The sequence below is a fragment of the Arthrobacter sp. UKPF54-2 genome (genome assembly GCF_007858535.1).
GTDB lineage: Bacteria > Actinomycetota > Actinomycetes > Actinomycetales > Micrococcaceae > Arthrobacter.
Map to the genome: position 1 here is coordinate 377,886 of NZ_CP040174.1, position 23,042 is coordinate 400,927.

Sequence of the window (23,042 nt, forward strand, 5' to 3'; positions counted from 1 at the left end):
CATCAACTCTTCTAGGGGCAAGAGCGTGGATTTTGGCAATCTGGCTGATCACTTTGACGGTGTCGCAGCCAAGGTTCTCAGTGCCGTGGAAACTGTCGGGAGAAGTTCGAACCAGCACGAGCTTGACGGCGTGAAGGCGCTTCAGGAACTTTTCGGGAGACCGTCAGACAAGCTGACAGTGCCCACCCGGTTCCTCCGCGTCAGCGACGATAGCGATGAATCGATGGCTGAGGACGGCACTCTGACCTACTATGACGCCAGAATAAACACTCCGAATCGGTCCGAGTATCGGCTCTACTACCCCGCGTCAGTGGATGTAATGAGGACAGCCGAAGCCGGCGACATCGTCTTCATCGCCAAGCGCAAGGACGGCGGCGCGCTGTTCATAGTTGCGCCCGCTGGTTCTACAGTTGCCGCCCAACTCGACTGGCTCTTCGGGACAGCAGTCTTGGAACACTCTGGATTTTCCGTTCGGTCCGCCTTGGATAAAGACGGCCTTCCCCTGACAGCCATGTACCTGCTCGACACACTCGGGATATCCGTAGAACCGTCCAACGACGACTGGCTAGATCGCGTGCTGGAACGGTTCGGGCCCAGGTTCCCTTCGTCGGCTGAGTTCGGAGCCTTTGCTCGTTCAACGCTCCCGGAACTGGACCCAGTCGATGACCCAGATTCTGTGCTCATGGCTTGGATGGAACGTGAAGAACTCCTATTCCGGACACTGGAGCGCCACCTCGCTGCCGACACTTTGGAAAGCCTCTACAGCGAAGGGCGAGTGGATTTGGACCGATTCATCGAAGTCTCCCTCTCCCTGCACAATCGGCGAAAGAGCAGAGCGGGACGGGGCTTGGAAAACCACCTCATTGCGCTATTTGCCGCGTTACGCCTGCGCCACACGTTCAACCCGGTGACGGAGCAACGTATACGCCCGGACTTCATATTCCCCAGCATTGACGAGTACCGCAACCCTACATTTCCAGACGGCGATCTGACGATGCTGGGCGTCAAGACCAGTTGCAAGGACAGGTGGAGGCAGGTACTCAGCGAGGCCAGTCGGGTTCCCGATAAGCACTTACTGACGCTGGAAAGTCCGATCAGCGTCGCTCAGACGGACGAAATGCGCGATCACCGGATTCAACTTGTCATACCCCGCCCGCTGCACCAACCATTCAAACCTCAGCAGCAACAGTGGCTGATGAGTTTGGCAGACTTCGCAACGATGGCTGAGGAACGCGACCGGCGGGGCCCAGCGCAGCTATTGCTCATGTAGCCGCGGCTACTCTCTCACCTTCGAAGTTCCGCACCCACAGCCGCGACGGCCTTCCCCGGGTTCCATCGGACATCTGCCCCGTCCCCTGCAGCTTCGGCTCCATGAACCGCCGGAACGTGTCCCGCATCAGCGTCGAGCCGGCCACCACCTCGTGCAATTCCCGCAGGTCCTTCAGCGTGAAGGGCTCCGCCAGCAGCTCTCCCGGGTCCGGCGCCTCACGGTAGGCACCCCGCAGCCACTCCACCGCCTTCGCCACGATGTCCGCGTGGCCGTACGGCAGCCCGGCGATCAGCTCAGGTTCCCCTGTCACGGAGGCCAGCCGGACGCCGTCGGACTTTAGCGCCTGTTCCAAGGCCGCGAGCGGCACCACGTCCACGTGCGCCACGGACAGCACCCAGCCGCGGTCGTCGCGCGCCGGGTCGTCGAAGACCTGGAGCTGGCGCGGCACCCGCCCGGAGATCCCGGCCTTCTCCCGGAGGCAGCGCAGCACCGCGTCCGCCAGGGTCTCGCGCTCCCGCAGAAAGGTGCCGGGCAGGGCCCACCTTCCGTGCTGATGGTCCTCCGCGCGCCTCACCAGCAGCACGCAGACGGAAGCGTCCGCCACCGTCAGCACCGCCGTGTCCACTGCCACCGAGGGGCGCGGGTAGTCAAGCAGGGACGTTCCGGGGCCGTTCTGGGAATCCTTCACAGGGTTATTTATTTCAGTATTGCGCTAAAGATGCAAGCCGTGCATACTGGAGGCAATTAGCGCAGAAATGATCTAAATCAACCGGAGGTTCCCATGCAAGTCCCCCAGCTCCACGTCGGCGCCGGCAGCACGCTCGGCCCGCTCAGTATCTTCCCCGTCTGGACCTCCGGTTCCGGCAACCTGGGCATCAGCACCGGCACCCACGCCGACGTCGCCGTCACCGAACTCGCCAGCGGCCCCCAGGTCGCCCGGCTCACCGTCACCAACAACGGCCCGCACCCGGCCCTGCTGTTGGAAGGTGAGCTTCTCGAGGGCGGACAGCAGCACCGGACCTGCGCCCGCGACGTCGTCCTTGGCCCGGGCGAAACCCGTGACATCGACACCTTCTGCGTCGAGGCCGGCCGCTGGGAAGCCGGCCAGTCCAGCCACCGCCGGCAGGCGCGGCGCGCACCGCTGAACGTCTGGTCCGAGCTGGCCAACGGCCTCGACGGCCGGCGCGGCGGCGACCGGCAGGGCCGGATCTGGGAGCGGGTCAGCCGCTTCGACGCGGCCCGCGGCGCCTCGGTGACCAGCTCCCTGCTGGACCACCTGGACCTATTCAAGGACAACGCGCACAACCGCTTCGACCCCACCGACGCACCCGCACCGCTGGAGGGCCAGCGCGGCGTCGTAATCGGTCTCGGCACGCAGCCGCTGCTCCTCGAAGTCTTTGGTACCGGCACGCTGTTCCGCCGGCACTACCGCCAGCTGATCGACTCCGCGCTGCTGGACCTCGAACTCCTCTCACCCCAGGTGCTGGCCTCCGGTCCCATGCCGGGCCAGCGGGCCCGCGACTTCGCCGCCCACATCCAGTCCATGGACTTCGGCGCTTTCGACGGCGGCTCCGCGGCGGTCGAAGTCCGCAGCCACGGCGCACTCCGGAGCCGCAACGTCTCCCGCGCCGCCGGCCCCGTCTCCGCCGCGGGCATCGCCGTCGAGCTCCCCACCCGCCGCCCCCAGCTGGCCCACCTGACCGGCTGGAACACCCACCACCCCCTGATGGAGCTGGCATGAAACTGACCCCCTTGCAGAATGACCGCGCGGCCGGCGTCCTCGTCGCCCTGGCCGCCGGCGACGCCCTCGGCGCCGGCTACGAGTTCGGCGCGCCGTTGCCGGACGGCGCCGAGGTCACCATGAAGGGCGGCGGACCGTTCGGGTTCGCGCCGGCGGAGTGGACCGACGACACCTCCATGGCCGTCCCGATCGCCCAGGCGTTGCTGGAGGCGGCGTCCGACGCCGGGTCCTCCTCCCCCGCGGCGCCCACCATGGTGGTTCGGGCCTGGACAGCATGGGCCGAGGAGGCCAAGGATGTGGGCGCCCAGACCAGCGCCGTGATCGCGGGGGCCCGGCAGCTGGCGTCCGCCGCCGGGCGGAGCAAGGTGACTGCCGCCGATTTCAGTGCCGCCGCCGCGGACTTCCATGCCCGCACCGGCCGCAGCGCCGGCAACGGCTCGCTGATGCGCACCGCACCGCTTGCGCTGGCTTACCTGGACCGGGAGCCGGCGTCGCTGATGGCCGAGGCGGGGGTGCTCAGCGCGCTGACCCATGCCGACCAGGATGCGCAGGAAGCCTGCGGGCTCTGGTGTGTGGCCATCCGGGCGGCGGTGCTGACCGGACGGCTCGACGTCCGGGCCGGGTTGCCCCTGCTGTCCGCCGAGCGGGCTGCGCTGTGGCTGGAGCGGATCGAGGTGGCCGAGCGGTCCCGGCCGCGGGACTTCAGCCGCAACGGCTGGGTGGTCGAGGCGTTCCAGGGCGCCTGGAGCGCCATCCACTTCGCGGGCCTGTCCGCCTCCGGTCCGGCGCGCCTGCGGGCCGCGCTGGAGGAAGCGGTGCGCGGCGGCCGGGACACCGACACCGTCGCGGCCATCGCCGGCGGCCTGCTCGGTGCGGCCTATGGCTACACGGCGGTGCCATTTGAGTGGCGGCGCCGCCTGCACGGCTGGCCCGGGCTCCGGGTCCGCGACCTGATGATGCTCGGCATGGAGCTGGGACGGGGCGAGGGCTGCCGGCCCGCAGCCTGGCCGCGCGCCGAACACCAGGACTACAGCATGTGGGGCCGCACCGACGCCCTGGTCCAGCACCCGCACGACGACGGCGTCTGGCTGGGCGGCGTCGGGTCCCTTTCGCGGGTGGCCGAGGTGGGGATCGACGCTGTGGTGTCGCTATGCCGGCTGGGGACTTTGGACGCGCCCGGCGTGGCGCCGGACGATCACGCGACATTCTGGGTTGTCGACTCCCCCGTTGAGGCGGACAACGCCCACGCCGCGTTCGTGCTGCGCGACGCTGCGGCCGCCGTCGAACGCTTCCGCGCGGAAGACAAGACCGTGCTGCTGCACTGCGTCCGGGCCGAGTCCCGGACGCCGACGGTGGCCGCGTTGTACGGAGCTCGGGTTGCGGGGATTACGCCGCTGGATGCGCTGGATGATGTGCGTCGGGTCCTGCCTGGTGCTAGCCCGAATGGTTTGTTCCTGAGGTTGCTGAAGAATCTTCAAACGACCCAATAGGCTGAGCGAAATTGATTATCAAAGTCAGAACTGCAGGGGGCAGCAATGAAGTGCATTCCGGAGAAGCCGGAGTTCGGTGACGGCCAGCTGGCGGAAAAGGTCGTCTGGGATGCGCTGAAGAGCAGCCTTCCCGACGAGGTTGTACTTGCCCACTCGGTCCAGTTGCGGGACGGACGCGCAGAACATGAGATCGACATCCTCGTCCTCTGGCCCGGCGTCGGGATGGCTGCCATAGAAGTGAAAGGCGGCCGCGTCTCTGTCGAAAACGGGCAGTGGTATCAGTCCGACAGGAGTGGGCCTCACCCGATTCAGAGTCCGGTGGCGCAATCTCAGGGCTCCCTACATGCCTGCAAGAGGTGGATCGGCACGCAACTCGGAACTCCGCTCACGAGCCGCTTCGCCTACATGGTGGCCTTCCCGTACACCGAGGTCCCCAGGGACTGGGAAATGGCGGGATGTCCTCGGTCATTGGTGCTGGATCAAGGCGACATCGCATCGCCGGCCGACGCGATCCGCAGTGCCATCGAGCGTGAGGGCGGCGGTACCACCACTCTCGCCCCGAAGTACATGGAACGAATCGTCCACAGGCTGGCGGGCAATCTCGACACCGCCTCGGGCCTGCCGCTGGACGCCAGGGAGATTGAAGATGCCCAAGATCATCTCACTGAGCGTCAAAAAGTGTTGCTGCAAGCCACAAGGTCTCTTCCCAGAATCCGATTCACTGGCGGCGCGGGAAGCGGAAAGACGTGGCTTGCCTTGGAAAAAGCCCGAATCCTCTGCAAGGAGGGAAAACGCGTCGGCCTATTCAGTTACAACAAGGGCATCAGCCAGTACCTCCAGGACAGGGTTGCGCAGTGGCGCCACGCCCAGCCAGCCTTCACCGGAGAGTTCCATGAATATGCCCGGCGGCTCGGGGTGGCGGACGGCACGGGACCCGCCTATTTCGAAGAAGAACTGCCGCAGCTGCTCAAGGATCTCGCGGTCAGTCTCCCGCACCAGCAGCGACTGGATGCCATCGTTGTTGATGAAGCTCAGGACTTCGCCCCGTTGTGGTGGGAAGCGCTGCTTGCTACGACGACGGACGACGCCGAGATCTATGCCTTCCTTGACGACCATCAGGACGTATACCGGCGGTGGGGCGACCCATCACAGCGGGACGCCAGCCCACTGGAAAACCTGGTGACCATCCACATCGACGAGAATCTCCGCAACACGAGGAAAATCGCGGAAACGTTCAAATCTTTTGCAGGTGACCACTTCACGCCCCGCGGCAGCACCGGCCTTCCTGTTCGGCGCGTTCAGTGCACCACCGAGGACGCCCTCGACGTCGCAGGTGACTGCATCGACGCACTGATCGACGAGGGATGGGCCAACAACCAGATCGCAATGCTCACCACGAAGGAACGCCACCCGATCCACAAGGAGTTCTTCGAGAACGGCACCACCGCGGATTACTGGCGCGAGTTCCACGCCAACGAAAGCGAGTTCTACGGCCATGTCCTGGGCTTCAAGGGCTTGGAGCGGTCAGTGATAGTCCTGTGCGTCAACGGCTTCAAGGACTTGGACCGGGCAGCCGAGCAGCTCTACGTTGGCCTGTCCAGGGCTCGCAGTCTCCTCGTCGTCGTTGGCGATTCTGAGTTGCTGGGGGAGGCCGGCGGGCGAGATCTCAAGACGGCCCTGTCGCGGGCTGACGTATGGGCGCCGGCGACGCCCGTCGATCGCTAAAGGCAAGCGCGAGGTTTGCTTAGCGTCACCGCCATTCATGCGCCAATTTCCACAACCTGGCGCTGTGCCCTGCAGGCCACCCTCGACGCCGGCCGACAAGACTGACGTCCCTCATCCTCCGTCACCCCAACGCGTCGCAAGCTTCATTGTCCGACCCGGCCCATATGATCGAGGAACTGTCGCTCCAACACGTCCCGGGGGATGATGTGAAAGTTTTGTTTGGCCTGTACCTGGACCGCGCTCCATGGACCTACCGTGATTCCGCGCTCGGCGCCGTGAGGCTCGGTCCGTTGGGGCTGGCCCAGCTCCTGCAGACCCGGCTCGGGCTCACCGGCCCCGATGCCCGCCACTCCACACGGATCCGGCAGTTCATGGCCCGGCTCGCGGAGCAGGACAGCCCGGAGGCATGGTTCCACGGATCGTTCTCCGTCGATCCGTGGTCCACGGCCATCGACCTGTTGAACATGCGCGACGAACTTGTGACCAACGGGTGGACGGGCCTCGCCCCGGACGGATCCAGCGCCAAGCTGAAAGCCCTCGCTACCCTGGAACAGAGCCGGCTCCCCCTCGACCGCGCGTTCGCCGACTTCCCGCTTGAACTCATCCATGAGCTTGAGAGCGAAGCCACTGCCCACTGGCCGCTGGGAATCTCACGGCTTGAACTCCAGCACCCCCGCGCCTCGTTCCCCGCCATCTGGACCCGCCTCATCGGCGCCCTGGAGCGCCGCGGCGTCACGGTCATGGAGCCGTCCGTGCTGACGGAACCAGTGGGCGAGGTGACCGTCCTCGTCGCGAAAACCGAATGGGAAGCCGCCGAGCACACGGCCCGCTGGCTCGCGTCCGCGCCGAAGCCTGCAGGTAAAGCCGGAACTGATCGCTCGGCCGTCGTCGCCTCCACGAGCACCGCTCTGCTGGACCAGGAGCTGCAGCGCCGCGGACTGCCACGAATCGGTGTCAGCAGCCGTTCACGCTGGCGGGCCATAGACCAGATCATTCCCCTCTTCTTTACCGTCATCTGGGGACCGGTGGACGTCCAACTGCTGGGCGAGTTCCTGAACCTCCCGGTCGGCCCCGTCCGGCGCGCCGCCGCCCGGCATCTCCTCCGCGCCCTCGCCGCCCAGCCGGGCACCGGCGGTGACGCATGGCTGAGCGCCCTCAAGGACATCAGCAGCGACGATGCTCTCGGCCCCGTCGTAGCGGCAGAGCTGGACCAGCTTCTCAGCATCGGGCTGCTGGCGGATGACGGAACGGTCACCGGCACCGCCGTCGTCGAACGCGCCCAATGGCTGCGCACCCAGCTCAGCCGCCGCGTGCAGCTCTACCCCCAGCTCGAATCCGTCCTCAGCCAGCTCAACGAGTTCACGGCCCTGATCGACGGGCCCGAGCCGGTCAACCGCAAGACCATCGCGCGGATCCTGGAATCCGTCATTCCCGCCAGTGCCAGTCCCCTGGCCGGCGGCGAAGCGGCGCCGTGGGTGACAATCCACAGCCTCGGCGAACTGTGCGACGACGTCGACTCGCTCGTCTGGTGGGGGTGCCAGGATGACGGCCAGGTCCGGTCCCGCCACTGGGACGACGCCGAACGCCAGGCGCTGCTCGGCGCCGGCGTCGTCCTGCCGGATCCCGCTGTCCTGGCCGAGCTGGAACTCCCGGTGGCGGTGAACGCCGCGAGGCGCAGTCGCCGGCTCCTGCTGGTACGCGCCGCGGAGATCGGCGGGGAGCCAACGAAGGCCCACCCGGTGCTGTCCTCGCTGGCCTTCAGCACCCTCCCCTCGCCCCTGCCTGGAACCCCGGAGGAGAACAAGAAGGCGGTGGAACATGCCGTTTCCGCCTTCAGCACCACCCCCGCCGAGCTGGTGCGCGACGGCGTCTGGCGGCTCGCAGGCCGCACCGCCGCGTTGACACCGGTGCAGCCGGCCCGGACTACGCCGATGCCGGCATCCCATGAATTGGGTCCCCGTCCGGAGTTCATGCCGGACAAGCTCTCCTACTCGCAGCTCAGCACGTTGATTGGCTGCTCAATGAAGTGGATCCTGGAGAAGAAGGGCCGGCTGAAGGTAGGCGACGCGCAGTCCGTCCCCACCGGGAACACCATGATCGGCACCTTGGTCCACCGGGTGGTCGAAGAACTCTTTGGCGAGCTTTACGCCGCGAACCGGGCGGTACCGGAGCCGGCGGAGGTCCAGGCCAAACTGGACCAACTCGTGCCGCATTACGCCTCGGAACTGCTCCTGCCGGGCCGCGGCAGCAAACTCGCCGGCCTCCGGCCCATCATCGAAAACTCGGTCATCAAGCTTTTCCAGACCCTACAGACGCAAGGGGTCTACATCCGCGCCACCGAGCACGAGTTCAGCAAGCCGGCCCTGTTCAACGTCAACGGAACCCAGATCGAAGTCAGGGTCTCCGGCTTCATCGATGTCCTGGCCGCGGACCAGCAAGCCGAACCCGTCGTGATCGACCTCAAGTGGACCAACCGTTCGAAGTACCGCCGCGACGAAATCACCCAGGGCGACGCCATGCAGCTGGCCCTCTACCACTGGGCCCTGGACGACGGGCCGGACCCCATGTCCACCGTCGCCGAAGATGCTGCGATGTCCTACTACATGCTCAAGCAGGGAGAGTTTGCGTCAACCAGCAACCTCTTCGGCCCGGCCCTGGCCAGCCCCGCGTCCAGCCGGAGCACCTGGCGACGCTCGGTCCGCGCCGCCGAATTCTCCATCTCGGAAGTGGTCGGCGGGCGCGTCCTCGCGGCCGGACGACAGGAGTTGGGCTCCCCCGCTGAGCAGCGGGACACGGCGACGGCGGACGGCCGGCTCTACCAGAAGCCGCCCTGCAACTTCTGCGACTTCTCCGCACTTTGCGGTCTTAAGGGGGACCTGTCATGAACGACGCACTGCACAACGTCACGATGATCACGGCCAGCGCCGGCACCGGCAAGACCTACAGCCTGATGGGAGAAATCGCGCGCGAAATCAACAGCGGCACGAAGCCCAGCCAGATCCTGGCCACGACCTTCACGAAGAAGGCCGCCGCAGAACTCATCGACCGGGTCCAAGCCGAACTCTTCGGCCAGGAACGCCCCGATGCCGCTCGGCAGATGTCCGTCAGCATGGTGGGCACTGTCAACAGCGTCTGCAGCCGACTGCTCCAGGAATACGCGGTCGACGCCGGGCTGTCGCCGGCCCTCCAGGTCATCGCCGAAGACGAACAGCTCCGGATCTTCCAGCTCGCCACGGACGCCGTCTTCGCAGAGTTCACTCCCCGGATCCAGCCGCTCGCCCGGCGGCTGGGACACGACGGCGAAGCCGACATCCGGGGCACCGACACCGACTGGCGCAAGATCGTCCGCGACATCACCGATGCCGCCCGCAGCAACAGGATTGCCCCCTCGGCGCTGACGCACTCCGCCGCGGCCTCATGGCAGGGGCTGCAACAGGTTTTGGGTCCGGCCGGCCTCGACGACCGGGCAACCTGGTCCAACCAGCTCCTCCAGGGGCTGATGGGCCTTCGCGGGCTGGCCGCAGAGATCGCCGAATCCGGCAAGACTCCACCGAAGAACCTCTTGGCCTCAATCGCCCTGCTGGAGCCGGTCCTGACCCACGCGTCGCCGGAGGAAGCTCCTTGGCGGTTCTGGATCGAGGCGGCCGGGGTCTCCAACGCCAACGCCAAACGACAGCTGGAGAGCTACATTTCTGCGGTCGACGTCGAGCTGGCTTCCAATCCGGCCTTCCAAACCGAGCTGCGTGAATTCACCGAACTGGTGTTTGCCTGCGCCGCTGCCTGCCTGGACCGGTTCGCGGACTTCAAGCGGCAATACGGACTGATTGACTTCGCGGACCAGGAAACCCTGGTTCTGGACCTGCTGGAGAACAACCCGGAATTCCGTGCCTCCATCACCAGCCGCATCAAGTTCATGGTGGTGGACGAGTTCCAGGACACCAGCCCGCTGCAACTCCAGCTGTTCACCAAGTTCGCCGAGCTGGTGGAGAAAGTGGTCTGGGTGGGCGACTCCAAGCAGGCCATCTACGAATTCCGGGGCACTGACCCGGAGCTGATGAAGGCAGTTGCCGCCCGGGTTGAGAGCAAGACCCAGCTGCATGATTCCTGGCGGTCCAAAGAATCCGTCATCGACCTCTCAAACGCGATCAGCCTCGCCATGTTCCCGGAGCTGAGCGAGGACGAAGTCCAGCTGACGGTCCCCGAAGCCCGCCTCGACGCCGCGCATCCCAAGAACGCCCTGGGCGGCGCCAGAGAGGCCTGGACACTGGCTGCCAAAACCGTGCCGGACCAGCGGCGTGCGGTCGCAGCCGGCGTCGTGGATCTGCTGCAGCGGCGTAACTTCAAGGGGTCCGACGTCGCGGTCCTCGCCCGGTCAAATGACGCTGTGGCGGCCATTGCCGCGGAACTGGCGGCGCTCGGAGTCAAGGCGACCACCAACACCTCCTCGTTGTTCGCCGCTCGGGAAATTCAGCTGGTCCGTGCCGGGATGGCCTTCGTCGCGTCCGACGACGACACGGTGGCCCTGGCCGAGTTGGCGCACCTGCATCCTGACCATCCCGAGTTCGGTCGCTGGGTCCCCGCACTGTTCGACGCCGCGGAGCCCCGGGAAGAGCTCCAGCGCTGGGCCGCCGACCCGCTGGTGTCCGGCTTGGTGGAACTTCGCGGCCTCGCCACGGTGTGCACGCCGACCGAAATCATGGAAGAGGTCACAGCGCGCCTTGGGGTTGCCCGGCTCATCAAGTCGTGGAGCAACCCGGGAACCCGCCTCAAGAATCTGGACGCGCTGCGCTCGCTGCTGGAGCAGTATTACGAGTCGTGTGCGGCGCTGGGCAAGCCCGTGACGCTGAGCGGGTCTCTCAAGTTTCTTGCAGATGCCGACAGCACCGGCAGCGAGAACTTCGGCGACGACGTCGTGAACGTACTGACCTACCACAAGGCCAAGGGGCTGGAGTGGCCGGCGGTTGTGCTGGCGAGCCTCGACACCGAGGTCGTAGCCAAACCGTGGGGCGTGGCTGTCGAAGGCGTCGATGAGATCGACGTCCGTGATCCCCTCGTCGGACGCTGGATCCGCTTCTGGCCCTGGCCGTTCGGCACCAAGGGATTCAAGCCTCTCTCCGGAGCGGCCGACTCCTCGGCTGTCGCGCAGCGGGTCCTGGCCCGGCGCCAGGCCGACTCGGCGCGCGTGCTCTACGTGGGCCTGACCCGGTCCGTCAGCGTGACCTGCCTGGCCGCCGCCAAGCCCGCGCCAGCTTCATTGAACTCGCTCGGGACCGGCCAGATTGTGGAGTGGACTGAGGGAACCGGTAGCGAAGGCACCTTGACTGTCCAAGGGCGCGACGGCGAACACACTCTCGCCGTGGAGGCCTTCAGCTACGAGCCTGCGGACGGACCCGCCAATACCGACGACGGCGCCAACGTCGAGTACGAGGACGGCCTGGCAGTCGAATCGCCGGTTTCGCATGAACCTGCCCGGGTGACCGCCAGCTCCCTGGAGAGCTTCGGCTTCGCTGCCGACGTCACCGAGGCGGCCGTCCTTGGCCCGCAGCTGATTCCCCACGGCGCGGCCATCTGGGATCAGGTGGGCTCCGCCATCCACGGCTACTTCGCCTTGCCCCTCGCCGAGATGGATGCCTCCGTCCGGCTCCGGGCGGCGCACCGTCTTCTGGATCGCTGGGGTGCGGCCTCCGCCGTCGGCGCTGACGTTGTGGTGGAAGCGGGTGAGCGAATACTCGCCTTCCTGCACCAGCACTACCCTGGCGCGACGGCCACCACCGAGCAGTCGGTTGCCTGGCGGAATGCTGACAACCAGCTCATGGAGGGGTGGATCGACCTCCTGCTGGAGACGCCAGCCGGCTTCGTGCTGGTGGACCACAAGTCCTACCCGGGCAAGGATCCTGTCGGTCACATCAAGGACAAGTACATCGGCCAGATGCGAGGGTATGCCGAAGCGATTGGGTCCATCACCGGGCGCCCCGTCGTCGAAATGCTGATCCACATGCCGGCACTGGGGAAGGTATTCCGGATTGGCTAAGCCTCACCACCAGCGGTGACGGCACTCCGGGTTCTGGCATGCCCATTTGGGTATGCCGATCTCCGTCTTACCGGTGGCTGGGTACTCGCGGATTTCCATGTCGATGCAACATCCGGCGAACTCGGTGTTCTCTGGCATTGCTTCGCGCGCCGACGGCATGATCATCCCGTAGGCAATCCGCCAGGCCTCGCCGCCACATACCGGACATTTTCGCGAGACGGTCCGCTTCTTCTTCGGTGCGGGGCTTTGGGGCGTCTCGTCGGGAGTCATGGGAGCACTGTAGGCCCGAGATCAGACAAAGAGCGCATCCTGGGCGGATTACAAAAACTTCTTAGGGCTAAGAAATTTTTGTAACTTGGCGCGGGTGCCGTTCAAGCGTAGCTTTCGTCGCTCGCTGGGAGAGCCATGGAATCTACCCTGCGAACTCAAAGTCGAGGGTAACTTCGGGAGCGACGCTGGCAATTATTCCCCGATAGAACACCTTGGCTTGATCTTTCAAGGCTTCTTCATTTTGGGTGACGTACTTCTGCTTGTTCTCGTCGCTGAGAACGTTGTCCCTCATGCGATTTTGAACGGCTGGCTCGGCCAGCCAGCTAAGCGGGTTGCCCCTCTCCAGAGCATCCTCGAACACGAGATTGTCAAAGCCGATGAACTTGGATTCAGGGATAGTCACGCGCAACGACTCTGGACCGGTCCGTTCGATCTTCACCTTCGAGCTATCGACGCCTAATTTCGCGTCAAACCTATACTGGAGCAGAGTGGTTTTTTCGCTCGCGGGGATGGCCACGCCGAGAAATTCCCCATTGCTTTCGTGCCTATCGATGCCCTCGATGTGAAGGCGGAGCAAGGCGACCTCTTGCACGCGCGTGACGGCCTGAACCACTTGGGAATCACGTTCGCTGGAGCTGCTGCCGAACAGCGACTTGAGGCCCAGTGCGTTCAGTCCGCCGGATGCGAATGCGGCGGCCGCTCCCCCGCCCAGCAGCACCACGAGCAGCAAGGCCGGCCAAAGCAACACCCTTGCTTTGAAAAACTTCATGACGATTCAATCTCCAGCTTCGTTCGACATCGAGACCCTCGAAATTACGCGGGTTGCCTAGCCGCACCAGACAACCGTGACAAGTCCTCTCGAACCATATATGGATGCGAGGGGCGGCCGAGTACGGCACGCCCCACCCGTCCTGAAAATTGCAGGGGGAGCTTGGCAGATAGGCCAGAATCCCACCGGGCCGCTTTGAATCTATGGCGATTGTATTCGTGGATCCGCGCTTGGACGGGTACGGCGCGATCAGCCTCCTCCCTCAAGCGCCCACCGTCCGCTCAAAAAGCAAAGGCTCCTCAACTTCGGACGAACCGGCTGGTGCCCGTTTACGAAACGCAACGCGATCCCGCACCCACCCCTTACTGTTGATCCTGCACGCAACGAAACCGTTTACGTAAACCGTTTGCGTAACCCGGCCCACAGCCGGTTCACGCGGCACCCGCAGGCACCCTCAGGGAGGAGGAACAGTGGTCACCATCCGCGATGTCGCCAGGCACGCCGGCGTCTCCCCTGCCACCGTCTCCCGGGTAGTCAACGGCCTGGTCGGCTACTCCGACGAAACGCGGGAACGCGTCGAAACGGCCGTCAAGAGCCTCTCCTACGAAACGGACCACCTCGCCCGCGGCCTGAAAACCCGGCAGACCTCCGTGATCGGGCTGCTCGCGCCGATGGTGTCCGATGCCCTGGCCTCCCAGGTCATGCAGGGCGTCGAAGAAGAAGCCCAGGAACGCGGCTACGCCGTGATGCTGGGCCGCACCGGCGCCAAGTCCGCCTACATCGCCGGCTACCTCCGCACCCTGCGCACCTACCGGGCCGCCGGCGTCATCCTCATCTCCGCGGTGATCACGCCGGAGACGCGGCAGCTGCTGGGACCCAACGTCCCGATTATCTCCGTCGCCATCAGCGACAAATCCGGCTCGCCCAGCGTGGCGATCGACGACGAGCAGGCAGCCTACGACGCGACCCGTCACCTGCTGCGGCTCGGCCACCGGCGCATCGGCCTGCTGACCGGTGACCCGGCGTCGATCTACGTCGCCCAGCCCCGGAAACGCGGCTACCTCCGCGCCATGACCGAAGCGGGCTGCACCCCGGTCACCGCCACCGGCAGCTTCTTCTACGAAAGCGGCGCCGCCGGCGTCGACGAACTCCTGCAGCAGGATCCCGGCCTCACCGCGATCTTCGCGATGAGCGATGAGATGGGCGCCGCCGTCGTCAACGAACTGCAGCGGCGCGGGCTCCGGGTGCCGGAGGACGTGTCCGTCCTGGGCTTCGACAACACCTCCACCTCCCGGCACGTAAACCCGCCGCTGAGCACCATGGCGCAGCCGCTGGAGGAAATGGGCCGGATGGCCGTGAAAAAGCTGCTCCGCTCCCGCGACCTGGGCCCCAAGATCATGCCGCACCGGCTGATCGAGCGCGGCTCCACCGCGCCGCCCAATCCAACACCGGCCAGCCCAACACCCACGGGCCCACCACCCACCGACTAAGACCCCCAAACCACTACCCACGGCGGCCGGCGCAGGACCGCAACAACCCCGCGTCGAATACACCAGCCGCCGTTCCGCATGCACCAAACCACCCGCATAAATCAGATAACAAGGAGCAACACATGAGGCAGCGCCGCCGCACCTGGCAAACTCTTCTGGCCACCACCGCATCCCTGACCGTCGCCGCCGTCGCCCTCACCGGCTGCGGCGGAGCGTCCACGGAAGCGAAGAGCACCCCGAAGGCCACCGCCGCATCCTTCGAGGGCAAGGGCCCCATCAACTACGTCTCCAACCGCGACGCCTCGGGCGCCGCGAACAAGAGCATCGAGGAATGGAACGCCGCGCACCCGGACCAGAAGGTCACCTTCATCGAACTGCCGGACTCCGCGGACGCCCAGCGCCAGCAGCTGATCCAGAACGCCCAGATCAAGTCGGACACCTTCAGCGTGCTGAACCTCGACGTCGTCTGGACCTCCGAGTTCGCCGCCAACAAGTGGATCATGCCGCTGCCCGCGGACGCCGTCCCCACGGACAAGATGATCCCGGCCACCGTCAACGCCGCCACCTACCGTGATTCCCTGGTCGGCGCCCCGTACTACACCGACGGCGCGCTGCTCTACTTCCGCTCCGACCTGCTCAAGGCCGCCGGCATCGCCGCCGCACCCAAGACCTGGGACGAGATGAAGACCGCCTGCAAGGCCATCCTGGCCCTCCCGGAAGCCGCGGGCATGTCCTGCTACGCCGGCCAGTTCGACAAGAACGAGGCCCTCACGGTCAACTTCTCCGAAGCCGTCGCTTCCGCCGGCGGCCACATTGTCGACGCCGACGGCAAGCCCACGGTCAACACCGCGGAGGCCAAGAAGGGCCTGAACCTGCTGGTGAACGGCTTCAAGGACGGCATGTTCCCCTCCGACGCCATCACCTACCTCGAAGAGCAGGGCCGCCGCGCATTCCAGGACGGCAAGGTGGTCTTCCTGCGCAACTGGCCCTTCGTCTACGCCTCCCTGACCGCCACCGACGGCTCCAGCAAGGTCAACGGCAAGTTCGACATCACCTCCATCCCGGGCACCGACGGCCCCGGCGTCTCCACCCTGGGCGGCCGCAGCCTGGCGATCTCCCCGTTTACCCCGAACAAGGCCACCGCGCTGGAATTCGTCAAGTTCTTCACCAGCCAGGAGCAGGCCCAGAAGCGCCTCGCCCTGTCCTCCCGCGCCCCCGTCTACGGCGCCCTCTTCGAGGATCCCGCCGTCGTCGCCAAGCGCCCGTTCTTCCCCACCCTGCTGAAGTCGCTGAACAACGCCCAGCCGCGCCCCAAGGTGGTCCAGTACGGCGCCACCACCAAGGCGATCCAGGAAGAGGCCTACGCCGCGATCACCGGCAAGAAGGACACGGACACCGCCCTGAATGACATGCAGGCCAAGCTCACCGAGCTCGCCAGCAAGTAAGCACCCACGCCTGGCCGGCCGGTTTCCCGCCGGCCGGCCAGGCATTCTCTCCACCGCTTTCCACCCCAGTGAGGTACCGAGCATGACGACGACGACCGCCCCCGCCGGCCTGCCACCCGCGCCGGACGCCAGCAGGCCCCGCGCCAACAGACCCCCCAAACGCGGGAAACGCACCGCCGGCGAAGGCCGGATGGCCGCGATGCTGCTCTCCCCCACCCTGCTGATGCTGGCCCTGGTGATTGCCTATCCGCTGCTCTCCGCGGTGCACCAGTCCCTGTTCCGCGCCGAATCCGGCCTGGACGCGGACGGCTTCGTCTCCGACGTCGATTCCTTCGTGGGCCTGGCCAACTACGCCGACCTCTTCGCCGGCGAATCCGGCCGGCGCTTCCTCAACGCCTTCGCCAACACCACCTTCTTCACGCTCACCACGGTGTTCCTCGAAACCGTGCTGGGACTCTGCCTGGCCCTCGCCATGAACCGCGCCTTCCGCGGCCGGTCCTTCCTGCGCGCCAGCATCCTGGTCCCATGGGCCGTCCCCACCGCCGTCTCCGGCCTGCTCTGGCGCTGGATCTTTCAGTCCGACGGCATCGCCAACACCCTGCTGGGCAGCGAAATCCTCTGGACCGCCGAGGGGGACGCCTCCAAGGTGGCCGTCATCATCGCCGAAGTCTGGAAGACCGCCCCGTTCATCGGCCTGCTGGTCCTCGCCGGCATGCAGGTCATCCCCGGCGAAGTCTACGAAGCCGCCAGGATCGACGGCGCCGGCTGGTGGCGCCAGCTCGGCTCCATCACCCTGCCGCTGGTCAAGCCCACCCTGCTGGTGGCCGTGCTGTTCCGCATGCTCGACGCGCTGCGCATGTTCGACCTGCCCTTCGTCCTGATCGGCCCGGGCAAGGAATCGGTGGAAACCCTCTCCATGCTCGCCTGGGACGAATCCAACCAGCTCCGCTACGGCTCGGCCTCCGCGTTCGCCGTGATGCTCTTCCTGTACGTCGCCGTCGTCGCGATCGTCTTTGTGAAGGTGCTCGGCGCCGACGTCACCGGCGCCAAGGAACTGAAGCTGATCACCAAGAAGTCCCGCACCAAGAAGGCCGAGGCCACCCGATGACTCTCTCCGACCTCCGCAACGCCGCCGCCGATTCCGGCGCCGGTTCCGGCGCACCCAAGCCGGGCACCGCCGTCGTCCGCCCCGGCACTCAGAAGCCCAAGCGCAGCTGGCGCTCCTACAGCGTCTACGCCGGCCTGGCGCTGATCTTCGCCTACTGCCTGGCGCCGTTCTACTGGATGCTGGTCTCCAGCCTGCGCCGCACCGCCGACATCTTCGACAACTCGCTGCTGCCGGCCCCGTTCTCGCTGGAGAACTACACCAAGGTCTTCGACGGCTCCACGATGTTCGGCCAGGCGCTGCTCAACTCGCTGATCGTCGCCGGCACCACGACGGCGTTCGCCCTGCTCCTGGGCGTGTTCGCCGCCTACGCCATCTCGCGGCTGAACTTCCGCTTCAAGTCGCTGATCCTGGGCGTCATCATCGCGACGTCGATGTTCCCGGGCATCTCCGTGGTGGTGCCGCTGCTGCGCCTCTTCACGGACATCGGCTGGATCAACACCTACCAGGCGATGATCGTGCCCAGCCTGTCCTTCGCGATCCCGCTGGCCGTCTGGAACCTCACCACCTTCATGAAGGCCCTCCCGTTCGACCTCGAGGAAGCCGCGATGATCGACGGCTGCACCAAGTGGCAGGCGTTCCGCCGGGTGCTGCTGCCGCTCGCCGCGCCGGGCGTGTTCACCACCGCGATCCTGACCTTCATCCACAGCTGGAACGAATTCATCATCGCGCTGTCCATGATCAACGACCCCAAGATCCAGACCGCCACCGTGGCGATCTCCAAGTTCACCGGCGCCACCGAATTCCAGGCGCCCTTCGGCGAGCAGATGGCCGCCGGCGTGATCGTCACCGTGCCGCTGGTGATCATGGTGCTGGTCTTCCAGCGCCGGATCGTCGAAGGCCTCACCGCGGGCACCGGCAAGTGAGCCCTGCTGTGGCCGAGGAAACCGTCCTGACGCCGGCCGCCTGGTGGGAATCCGCGGTGATCTACCAGGTCTATCCGCGCTCGTTCGCGGACGGCGACGGCGACGGCGTAGGCGACCTCGCCGGGCTGACCGCGCGGCTGCCGTACATCGCCGCGCTCGGCGTCGACGGGATCTGGATGACCCCATTCCAGCCCTCCCCGCAGGTGGATCAGGGCTACGACGTGAGCGACTACTGCGGCGTGGACCCGTTGTTCGGCACCATGGAACAGTTTGATGCTTTGCTGGAACTGGCTCATTCGCTGGGCCTGCGGGTCCTGCTCGACGTCGTCCCGAACCACTGTTCCTCGGAGCACCCGCTGTTCCAGGCTGCTTTGGCGGCGGGGCCGGGGTCACCCGAACGGGAGATGTTCCACTTCGTCCACGGTCCCGGGGGTGACACTCCCCCGAACAACTGGCAGAGCGTGTTCGGCGGCCGCGCCTGGAGCCGCTCGAATCCGTCGTCCGAGACAGATCTCGACTGGTACCTGCACCTCTTCTCCGCCGGGCAGCCGGACTGGAACTGGCGCAATCCCGCCGTCGGCGACTACTTCGACGGCGTGCTGCGCTTCTGGTTCGACAAAGGCGTGGACGGCCTCCGGATCGACGTCGCGCATGCCCTGTTCAAGGCCGAGGGTCTGCCGGATTCGCCTTACGAGGGCGGGGTGGTGGACGGGCTGCGGTCCAACCCACAGGTCTCCGACCAGGAGGAAGTCCACGAGGTCTACCGCCGGTGGCGCACCCTCGCGGAGCAGTATGAGCCGCACCGCCTGCTGGTGGGCGAGGTGAACCTGGAACCGGCCCGCGCCGCCCGCTACACCCGCCGGGACGAGATGCAGCAGGCCTTCGCGTTCGCGTTCGTCAAGCTCGGCTGGGACCCGGAGGCCTGGGCCGCCGTCGGGAACGAGCTCGAAGCCGCGCGGCAGCTGCACGGGGCGACGCCGACCTGGGCGCTGGAAAACCACGACATTGTCCGGTCCGTGACGCGCTTTGGCGGCGGCGAGCTTGGCACGCTGCGCGCCCGCGCCGCGCTGGTGGCGCTGCTGGGGCTGCCCGGCCCTGCGTACCTCTACCAGGGCCAGGAACTCGGGCTGCCCGAGGCGGACGTGCCGCTGGCGGCCCGGGTGGACCCCATGTGGGCCCGCGGCGGAGTCTGCCGCGACGGCGCCCGGATCCCGCTGCCCTGGACCGAGGACCCGGCCTTGAGCCACGGCTTTTCCCTGACGGAGGCAAACGGCGAGCCGTGGCTGCCGGTCCCTGCAGGCTGGGGCGGCCACGCCGTCGAGCTGCAGGAGCAGGATCCCGGGTCTTCGCTGGCGCTGGTCAGGGCTGCGTTGGATCTGCGTCGGAAGCTGTGGGGCGACGGGGTCTTCACCGCGGACGACGGCGGCATCTGGCGTGTGGAGGATGGGGGCCTGCTGGTCTGCGAACGGAGCGAGAACTTCCTGGTCGCCGTCGCAATGGGCACCGATCCTGTGAAGCTGCCGCCCGGAACGGTACTGCTCAGCGCCGCGCCGCTGGCGGAAGACGGCTGGCTGCAGCCGAACAACGCCGCGTGGGTTCTGCGAGGATGACCACGACTGCACTGATTCGGATGCGTCGGTGCCGCGGGGCTTCGCAGAGCGAATCCGGACAGCCGACGGACCTGGGGACGTCCGGCGCGATCTAGTTACGCTTGCATCCTGATTCTGGAGGTCCACGCCGAACCGTCCCAATAGCGGAAGGGCGCAAGTTCCTGCGGGTCCGGATAGAACCCGGGCTGCAGACCTCCGGCATCGGTTCGAGCAGGCGCTGGCCCGTCGATAGCGGGCGGAGCGTCGTCATCAATAGAGAGGTCAATGACGGCCGCCTGCAAGGCAGGTTTCGCTGCCCGTTGGGCTGCAAGCCGGTCCCGCTCGGCGGCCTTCTCTGCGCGGACTCTTTCCGCTTCAGCCCGCCTCTCCTCCTTGACGCGCTCAGCCTGTTCCCGCTTCAGCTCTGCTGCACGTTCTTTCTGTTGCGCGGCCTGGCGGACGGCGTCGGCTTTAGCTTGCTCAGTCTCATGTTGACGGCGCTGAATCCTGGTCATTGCTTCTCGGATTCCCGCGACACTCGAATCCTCGGCCAGAATTTTTTCCAAGTCCGCCGTCGCGCGGCCGAAGGCCCCTTCGGCCAGACTAATCTCAGAACGGAGGGCCAACGCCTGGAACCGCAGACCGTTCCCAAACTTCTTGCTCGCCGTCAGTGACTTAATGCATTCCTTGGCGGCTACAAGTTCGCCAAGTGCTAGATGCGACTTGGCACGGAAGATGGCGAGCATTGCCGTGATCTCAGAATCGACTACCATGCCGTCCGTGAGTCGAAGCACTTCATGCCAGTCATTGAGTTCGACGTAGAGGTCAGCAAGACTTAGCAACGCGGGATAGCTCGGATCCAGGCCCTCAACGTAATACACAGCCGTTTGGGTCTGTCCCTGGATCTGCAAACCCTCGGCGAGCGCCAAGGTCGCAGAGTCATCGGACAGGGGCAGTTCCACCGAGACGCCCCCGGCAATCCCCAGGGTCAGCCGATAACCGGAGAGATACTTCTGAGTGAAGGTATGGGACTCCACTAGGCCGTCGAGAGCGAGGGCCGCCCGGAGGCACTCAACAGCGAGGTCAGTCTGTCCGTGGATCAGGTGGCGCAGCCCCAAGAGAGTCGTTGCAAGCTTGGCGTACTGCGGATGGGCAAGTACGGCCTCATCAGCACCCACGGCGTCCGGCTGGGAGATGAATGCGAAAAGGGCCTTTTCCTCCTTGGGTGCAAAAAGGCCCGGGCGAACCGGCGCTGGTGCCGGAGCTGCAGCCGGCGGTCTTGCGGAGGTGGGCCGCGACTTGGCCGGAGATTTTCGTGAAGTAACCTTGCGGCCGCCCACGTAGGTGCTTACTCCGTTGGTGGAAACCCGGACGCGCACACCGGGCATCACCTTGAACGACGTGCTTTTTCTGAATCCCACTATTCCCCCTTGGACATGGACATACTCCGCCGAAACTCTGAGGCGTCAGCTTCTTCCCTAAATTCGAGTGTTGTTGCACCAACGATTCTTCGAACCGCTTCCCGGACCTCGTGAGGGGTGGCGTAGAAAAACTCCCGGCGAAGGTTGACCCGATTGACACGACGGTCTTCGAATTCCCGGTGCAATTGCGCCTCCAAACCCGCGGCGTCATCACTGAAGAATAGAACATGGACGTCGTAGAGGAACGGCACACCTGCTCCACTCAGCTCGCGGATTCGCTCTGTCGGTTCGAGACGGCGCGTCATTCCAATCTTCACAATCTGGTCGCCGAAGGCCCCGAGATTCGAAATGACGTAGACGTAACCGGCCCTGGCGTTGGCCTCCCGGTTTTCGATGTCGCGAAGGTTGAGTTCGGCTTGGTCGAGCCGCGACTGCATGGTTTCAATGGCGGAGGCATCTCCACTGTTAATCGCGATCTGGAGTGCCGCCTGGTACTGATCGCGTTCCTTCTGGAACTTCTCGCGGGCCTTCCGCAGTTCGCGCTCGACCTTTTCTTGCTCACGGAGTTCCTCGCGGAGTGTCCTTTGTGCTTCCCGCTCCTCTGAAACCTTCAGATGGTAGTCCGCGGTAAGTCGAATTTCAGCAAGGCGGAGCTCGTGATACCCGTCCGTGATCTGGATGGCCATGCTGCGACCCAGCTTCTGAATCGATTCTTTCGCCCGTGTCAACCGCGAGATCGTCGGCTCAAGGTTGTGGCTGCGGACCGTTCGGATACAGTTGTCGGCTTCGGCGTTGTACGCGCGCAACATCAACCGACACTGCTCACGCACCATTCGGGCGCCGTCCTGCAAGCTGCCGTTTACGGCCCAGTTTGCGGCTCCGGTCACGCCGCGTTCTTTCGCCGTTTCCTTCACCTCCGCGCGGAGGAGATCCAGGCGATCTTTATATTTGATCGCGTTGTCCAGCGGGTGTGCGAACTCGTAAAGTCCGAGTTCCTGAAGGAGCTTGATCTCGCGGGTCTCTACAATCGCGGATTCGAGGTCCCTTAGCACTGCCTCTTTTTCCCGGATCCGGTGTTCCAGGTCGTGTAGATCTTCGAGGCGGTGCGTGTTAGCCGTGGGCATGGCTGACACGGAAGCTGGCTGAGGCTCCCCGCCCAAAGTCACTCCATGCTCGCCAAGGAAGGACTCCAGACCGCCCGTCCACCCCTGCGACACGCTGCGGATCTTCCATCCGCCGTCTCGGCGGTAGATTTCGCCCATAACGGCAACATTCTCATCGAGAAGTCCTGAAGCCGGAACCTCGAAGGAAACCCCGGAAGGTGATCTGACAAGCAAACGCAGGTCCGTGAGACGGCCTAGAACCTCGTCCGTGGAATCAAGACTGGCCGCGATTGAGATGCGGTGAACATCTTCAGGAAGTTGAGACAGAAAAATGGTGGCAGAGTGTTCCTGGATACCCACCGGAACAGAATTTCCGTCGAGATATTCGACAGCACCCCCGAGATATCTCGGCTGATTGTAGAAGACGACGGCCTCATTGGAAGCGACCTGCCCGACTTCGTCGACCATGATCAGGAAAAGGTCCACGTCGCAACTTGTCGCGGACGACTTCCAGCTGAGGTCGACTGACAATTTTTCGCCAGGACGTGTCGACAGCATCGAGTTTCCACCCTTGGACAGGATTGAGTGCGGCATCCAAAGACCATACAACAGCAGATAGATATCACTGATGAAGATCTCCAAACGGCACCGCCGAGCCTTAGCGACA

The 23,042-nt window shown here is 65.3% G+C and carries 16 protein-coding genes; 11 read left to right on the forward strand and 5 right to left on the reverse strand.

Going from position 1 to position 23,042, the window contains the following annotated elements; all coding sequences use genetic code 11:
• Nucleotides 1–25: 25 nt before the first annotated feature.
• On the forward strand, nucleotides 26–1,270 hold the full coding sequence (locus E7Y32_RS01595) for a type II restriction endonuclease (RefSeq protein WP_146335529.1): 1,245 nt from the start codon (nucleotides 26–28) through the stop codon (nucleotides 1,268–1,270).
• Here E7Y32_RS01595 and E7Y32_RS01600 read toward each other — a convergent pair.
• Complete coding sequence (locus E7Y32_RS01600; protein ID WP_222433449.1) at nucleotides 1,263–1,958, reverse strand: NUDIX hydrolase; 696 nt, start codon at nucleotides 1,956–1,958, stop codon at nucleotides 1,263–1,265. The two genes, E7Y32_RS01595 and E7Y32_RS01600, sit on opposite strands and share 8 nt — an antisense overlap.
• A 93-nt stretch (nucleotides 1,959–2,051) precedes the next feature.
• On the opposite strand from E7Y32_RS01600, the gene E7Y32_RS01605 reads away from it, so the two are divergent.
• The 5 genes from E7Y32_RS01605 (at nucleotide 2,052) to E7Y32_RS01625 (ending at nucleotide 12,257) form a co-directional block, all read left to right on the forward strand.
• Nucleotides 2,052–3,011: an ARPP-1 family domain-containing protein gene (locus tag E7Y32_RS01605; RefSeq protein WP_146335532.1), complete on the forward strand. Its 960-nt coding sequence runs from the start codon at nucleotides 2,052–2,054 to the stop codon at nucleotides 3,009–3,011.
• Complete coding sequence (locus E7Y32_RS01610; protein ID WP_146335534.1) at nucleotides 3,008–4,501, forward strand: ADP-ribosylglycohydrolase family protein; 1,494 nt, start codon at nucleotides 3,008–3,010, stop codon at nucleotides 4,499–4,501. Before E7Y32_RS01605 ends, E7Y32_RS01610 begins: the two co-directional genes overlap by 4 nt.
• A gap of 45 nt (nucleotides 4,502–4,546) precedes the next feature.
• Nucleotides 4,547–6,226, forward strand: coding sequence for a nuclease-related domain-containing DEAD/DEAH box helicase (locus tag E7Y32_RS01615; protein ID WP_146335535.1), 1,680 nt, complete (start codon nucleotides 4,547–4,549; stop codon nucleotides 6,224–6,226).
• A 206-nt stretch (nucleotides 6,227–6,432) separates the two neighbouring features.
• Complete coding sequence (locus E7Y32_RS01620; protein WP_146335537.1) at nucleotides 6,433–9,111, forward strand: PD-(D/E)XK nuclease family protein; 2,679 nt, start codon at nucleotides 6,433–6,435, stop codon at nucleotides 9,109–9,111.
• Nucleotides 9,108–12,257, forward strand: coding sequence for an exodeoxyribonuclease V subunit beta (locus E7Y32_RS01625; protein ID WP_146335539.1), 3,150 nt, complete (start codon nucleotides 9,108–9,110; stop codon nucleotides 12,255–12,257). Before E7Y32_RS01620 ends, E7Y32_RS01625 begins: the two co-directional genes overlap by 4 nt.
• 3 nt (nucleotides 12,258–12,260) lie before the next feature.
• Here E7Y32_RS01625 and E7Y32_RS01630 read toward each other — a convergent pair whose 3' ends face one another.
• Nucleotides 12,261–12,527: a hypothetical protein gene (locus tag E7Y32_RS01630; protein WP_146335541.1), complete on the reverse strand. Its 267-nt coding sequence runs from the start codon at nucleotides 12,525–12,527 to the stop codon at nucleotides 12,261–12,263.
• 142 nt (nucleotides 12,528–12,669) lie between these two features.
• Nucleotides 12,670–13,296 (reverse strand): DUF4230 domain-containing protein, encoded by a 627-nt coding sequence (locus E7Y32_RS01635; RefSeq protein ID WP_146335542.1) that lies wholly within the window; start codon nucleotides 13,294–13,296, stop codon nucleotides 12,670–12,672.
• A gap of 470 nt (nucleotides 13,297–13,766) precedes the next feature.
• Here E7Y32_RS01635 and E7Y32_RS01640 point away from each other — a divergent pair, with 470 nt between their 5' ends.
• From E7Y32_RS01640 to E7Y32_RS01660, 5 genes are all read left to right on the forward strand, one after another.
• Nucleotides 13,767–14,786: a LacI family DNA-binding transcriptional regulator gene (locus E7Y32_RS01640; protein WP_146335544.1), complete on the forward strand. Its 1,020-nt coding sequence runs from the start codon at nucleotides 13,767–13,769 to the stop codon at nucleotides 14,784–14,786.
• 122 nt (nucleotides 14,787–14,908) lie between these two features.
• The gene (locus E7Y32_RS01645; RefSeq protein ID WP_146335545.1) at nucleotides 14,909–16,231 is read left to right on the forward strand and encodes an ABC transporter substrate-binding protein; all 1,323 of its coding nucleotides are present in this window, start codon (nucleotides 14,909–14,911) and stop codon (nucleotides 16,229–16,231) included.
• A gap of 82 nt (nucleotides 16,232–16,313) precedes the next feature.
• A complete protein-coding gene (locus E7Y32_RS01650) occupies nucleotides 16,314–17,339 on the forward strand; it encodes a carbohydrate ABC transporter permease (protein WP_261382503.1) in 1,026 nt (341 codons plus the stop codon).
• Nucleotides 17,336–18,262: a carbohydrate ABC transporter permease gene (locus E7Y32_RS01655; RefSeq protein WP_146335547.1), complete on the forward strand. Its 927-nt coding sequence runs from the start codon at nucleotides 17,336–17,338 to the stop codon at nucleotides 18,260–18,262. The genes E7Y32_RS01650 and E7Y32_RS01655 overlap by 4 nt, the downstream gene beginning before the upstream one ends.
• On the forward strand, nucleotides 18,259–19,872 hold the full coding sequence (locus E7Y32_RS01660; protein WP_261382504.1) for an alpha-amylase family glycosyl hydrolase: 1,614 nt from the start codon (nucleotides 18,259–18,261) through the stop codon (nucleotides 19,870–19,872). Before E7Y32_RS01655 ends, E7Y32_RS01660 begins: the two co-directional genes overlap by 4 nt.
• 95 nt (nucleotides 19,873–19,967) lie before the next feature.
• On the opposite strand, the gene E7Y32_RS01665 is transcribed toward E7Y32_RS01660, so the two are convergent.
• Together E7Y32_RS01665 and E7Y32_RS01670 are read right to left on the reverse strand one after the other, a co-directional pair.
• Nucleotides 19,968–21,272, reverse strand: a complete 1,305-nt coding sequence (locus tag E7Y32_RS01665) for a DUF2510 domain-containing protein (RefSeq protein ID WP_146335549.1) — start codon at nucleotides 21,270–21,272, stop codon at nucleotides 19,968–19,970.
• Complete coding sequence (locus tag E7Y32_RS01670; protein WP_146335551.1) at nucleotides 21,272–23,017, reverse strand: DUF4041 domain-containing protein; 1,746 nt, start codon at nucleotides 23,015–23,017, stop codon at nucleotides 21,272–21,274. Before E7Y32_RS01670 ends, E7Y32_RS01665 begins: the two co-directional genes overlap by 1 nt.
• Between the last annotated feature and the right edge of the window lie 25 nt (nucleotides 23,018–23,042).

Bases quoted from the DNA above. Each gene is read 5' to 3' on its own strand.
- E7Y32_RS01645 (WP_146335545.1), top strand. From the start codon at position 14,909: ATGAGGCAGCGCCGCCGCACCTGGCAAACTCTTCTGGCCACCACCGCA.
- E7Y32_RS01650 (WP_261382503.1), top strand. From the start codon at position 16,314: ATGACGACGACGACCGCCCCCGCCGGCCTGCCACCCGCGCCGGACGCC.
- E7Y32_RS01605 (WP_146335532.1), top strand. From the start codon at position 2,052: ATGCAAGTCCCCCAGCTCCACGTCGGCGCCGGCAGCACGCTCGGCCCG.
- E7Y32_RS01615 (WP_146335535.1), top strand. From the start codon at position 4,547: ATGAAGTGCATTCCGGAGAAGCCGGAGTTCGGTGACGGCCAGCTGGCG.
- E7Y32_RS01635 (WP_146335542.1), bottom strand. From the start codon at position 13,296: ATGAAGTTTTTCAAAGCAAGGGTGTTGCTTTGGCCGGCCTTGCTGCTC.
- E7Y32_RS01630 (WP_146335541.1), bottom strand. From the start codon at position 12,527: ATGACTCCCGACGAGACGCCCCAAAGCCCCGCACCGAAGAAGAAGCGG.
- E7Y32_RS01610 (WP_146335534.1), top strand. From the start codon at position 3,008: ATGAAACTGACCCCCTTGCAGAATGACCGCGCGGCCGGCGTCCTCGTC.
- E7Y32_RS01655 (WP_146335547.1), top strand. From the start codon at position 17,336: ATGACTCTCTCCGACCTCCGCAACGCCGCCGCCGATTCCGGCGCCGGT.
- E7Y32_RS01625 (WP_146335539.1), top strand. From the start codon at position 9,108: ATGAACGACGCACTGCACAACGTCACGATGATCACGGCCAGCGCCGGC.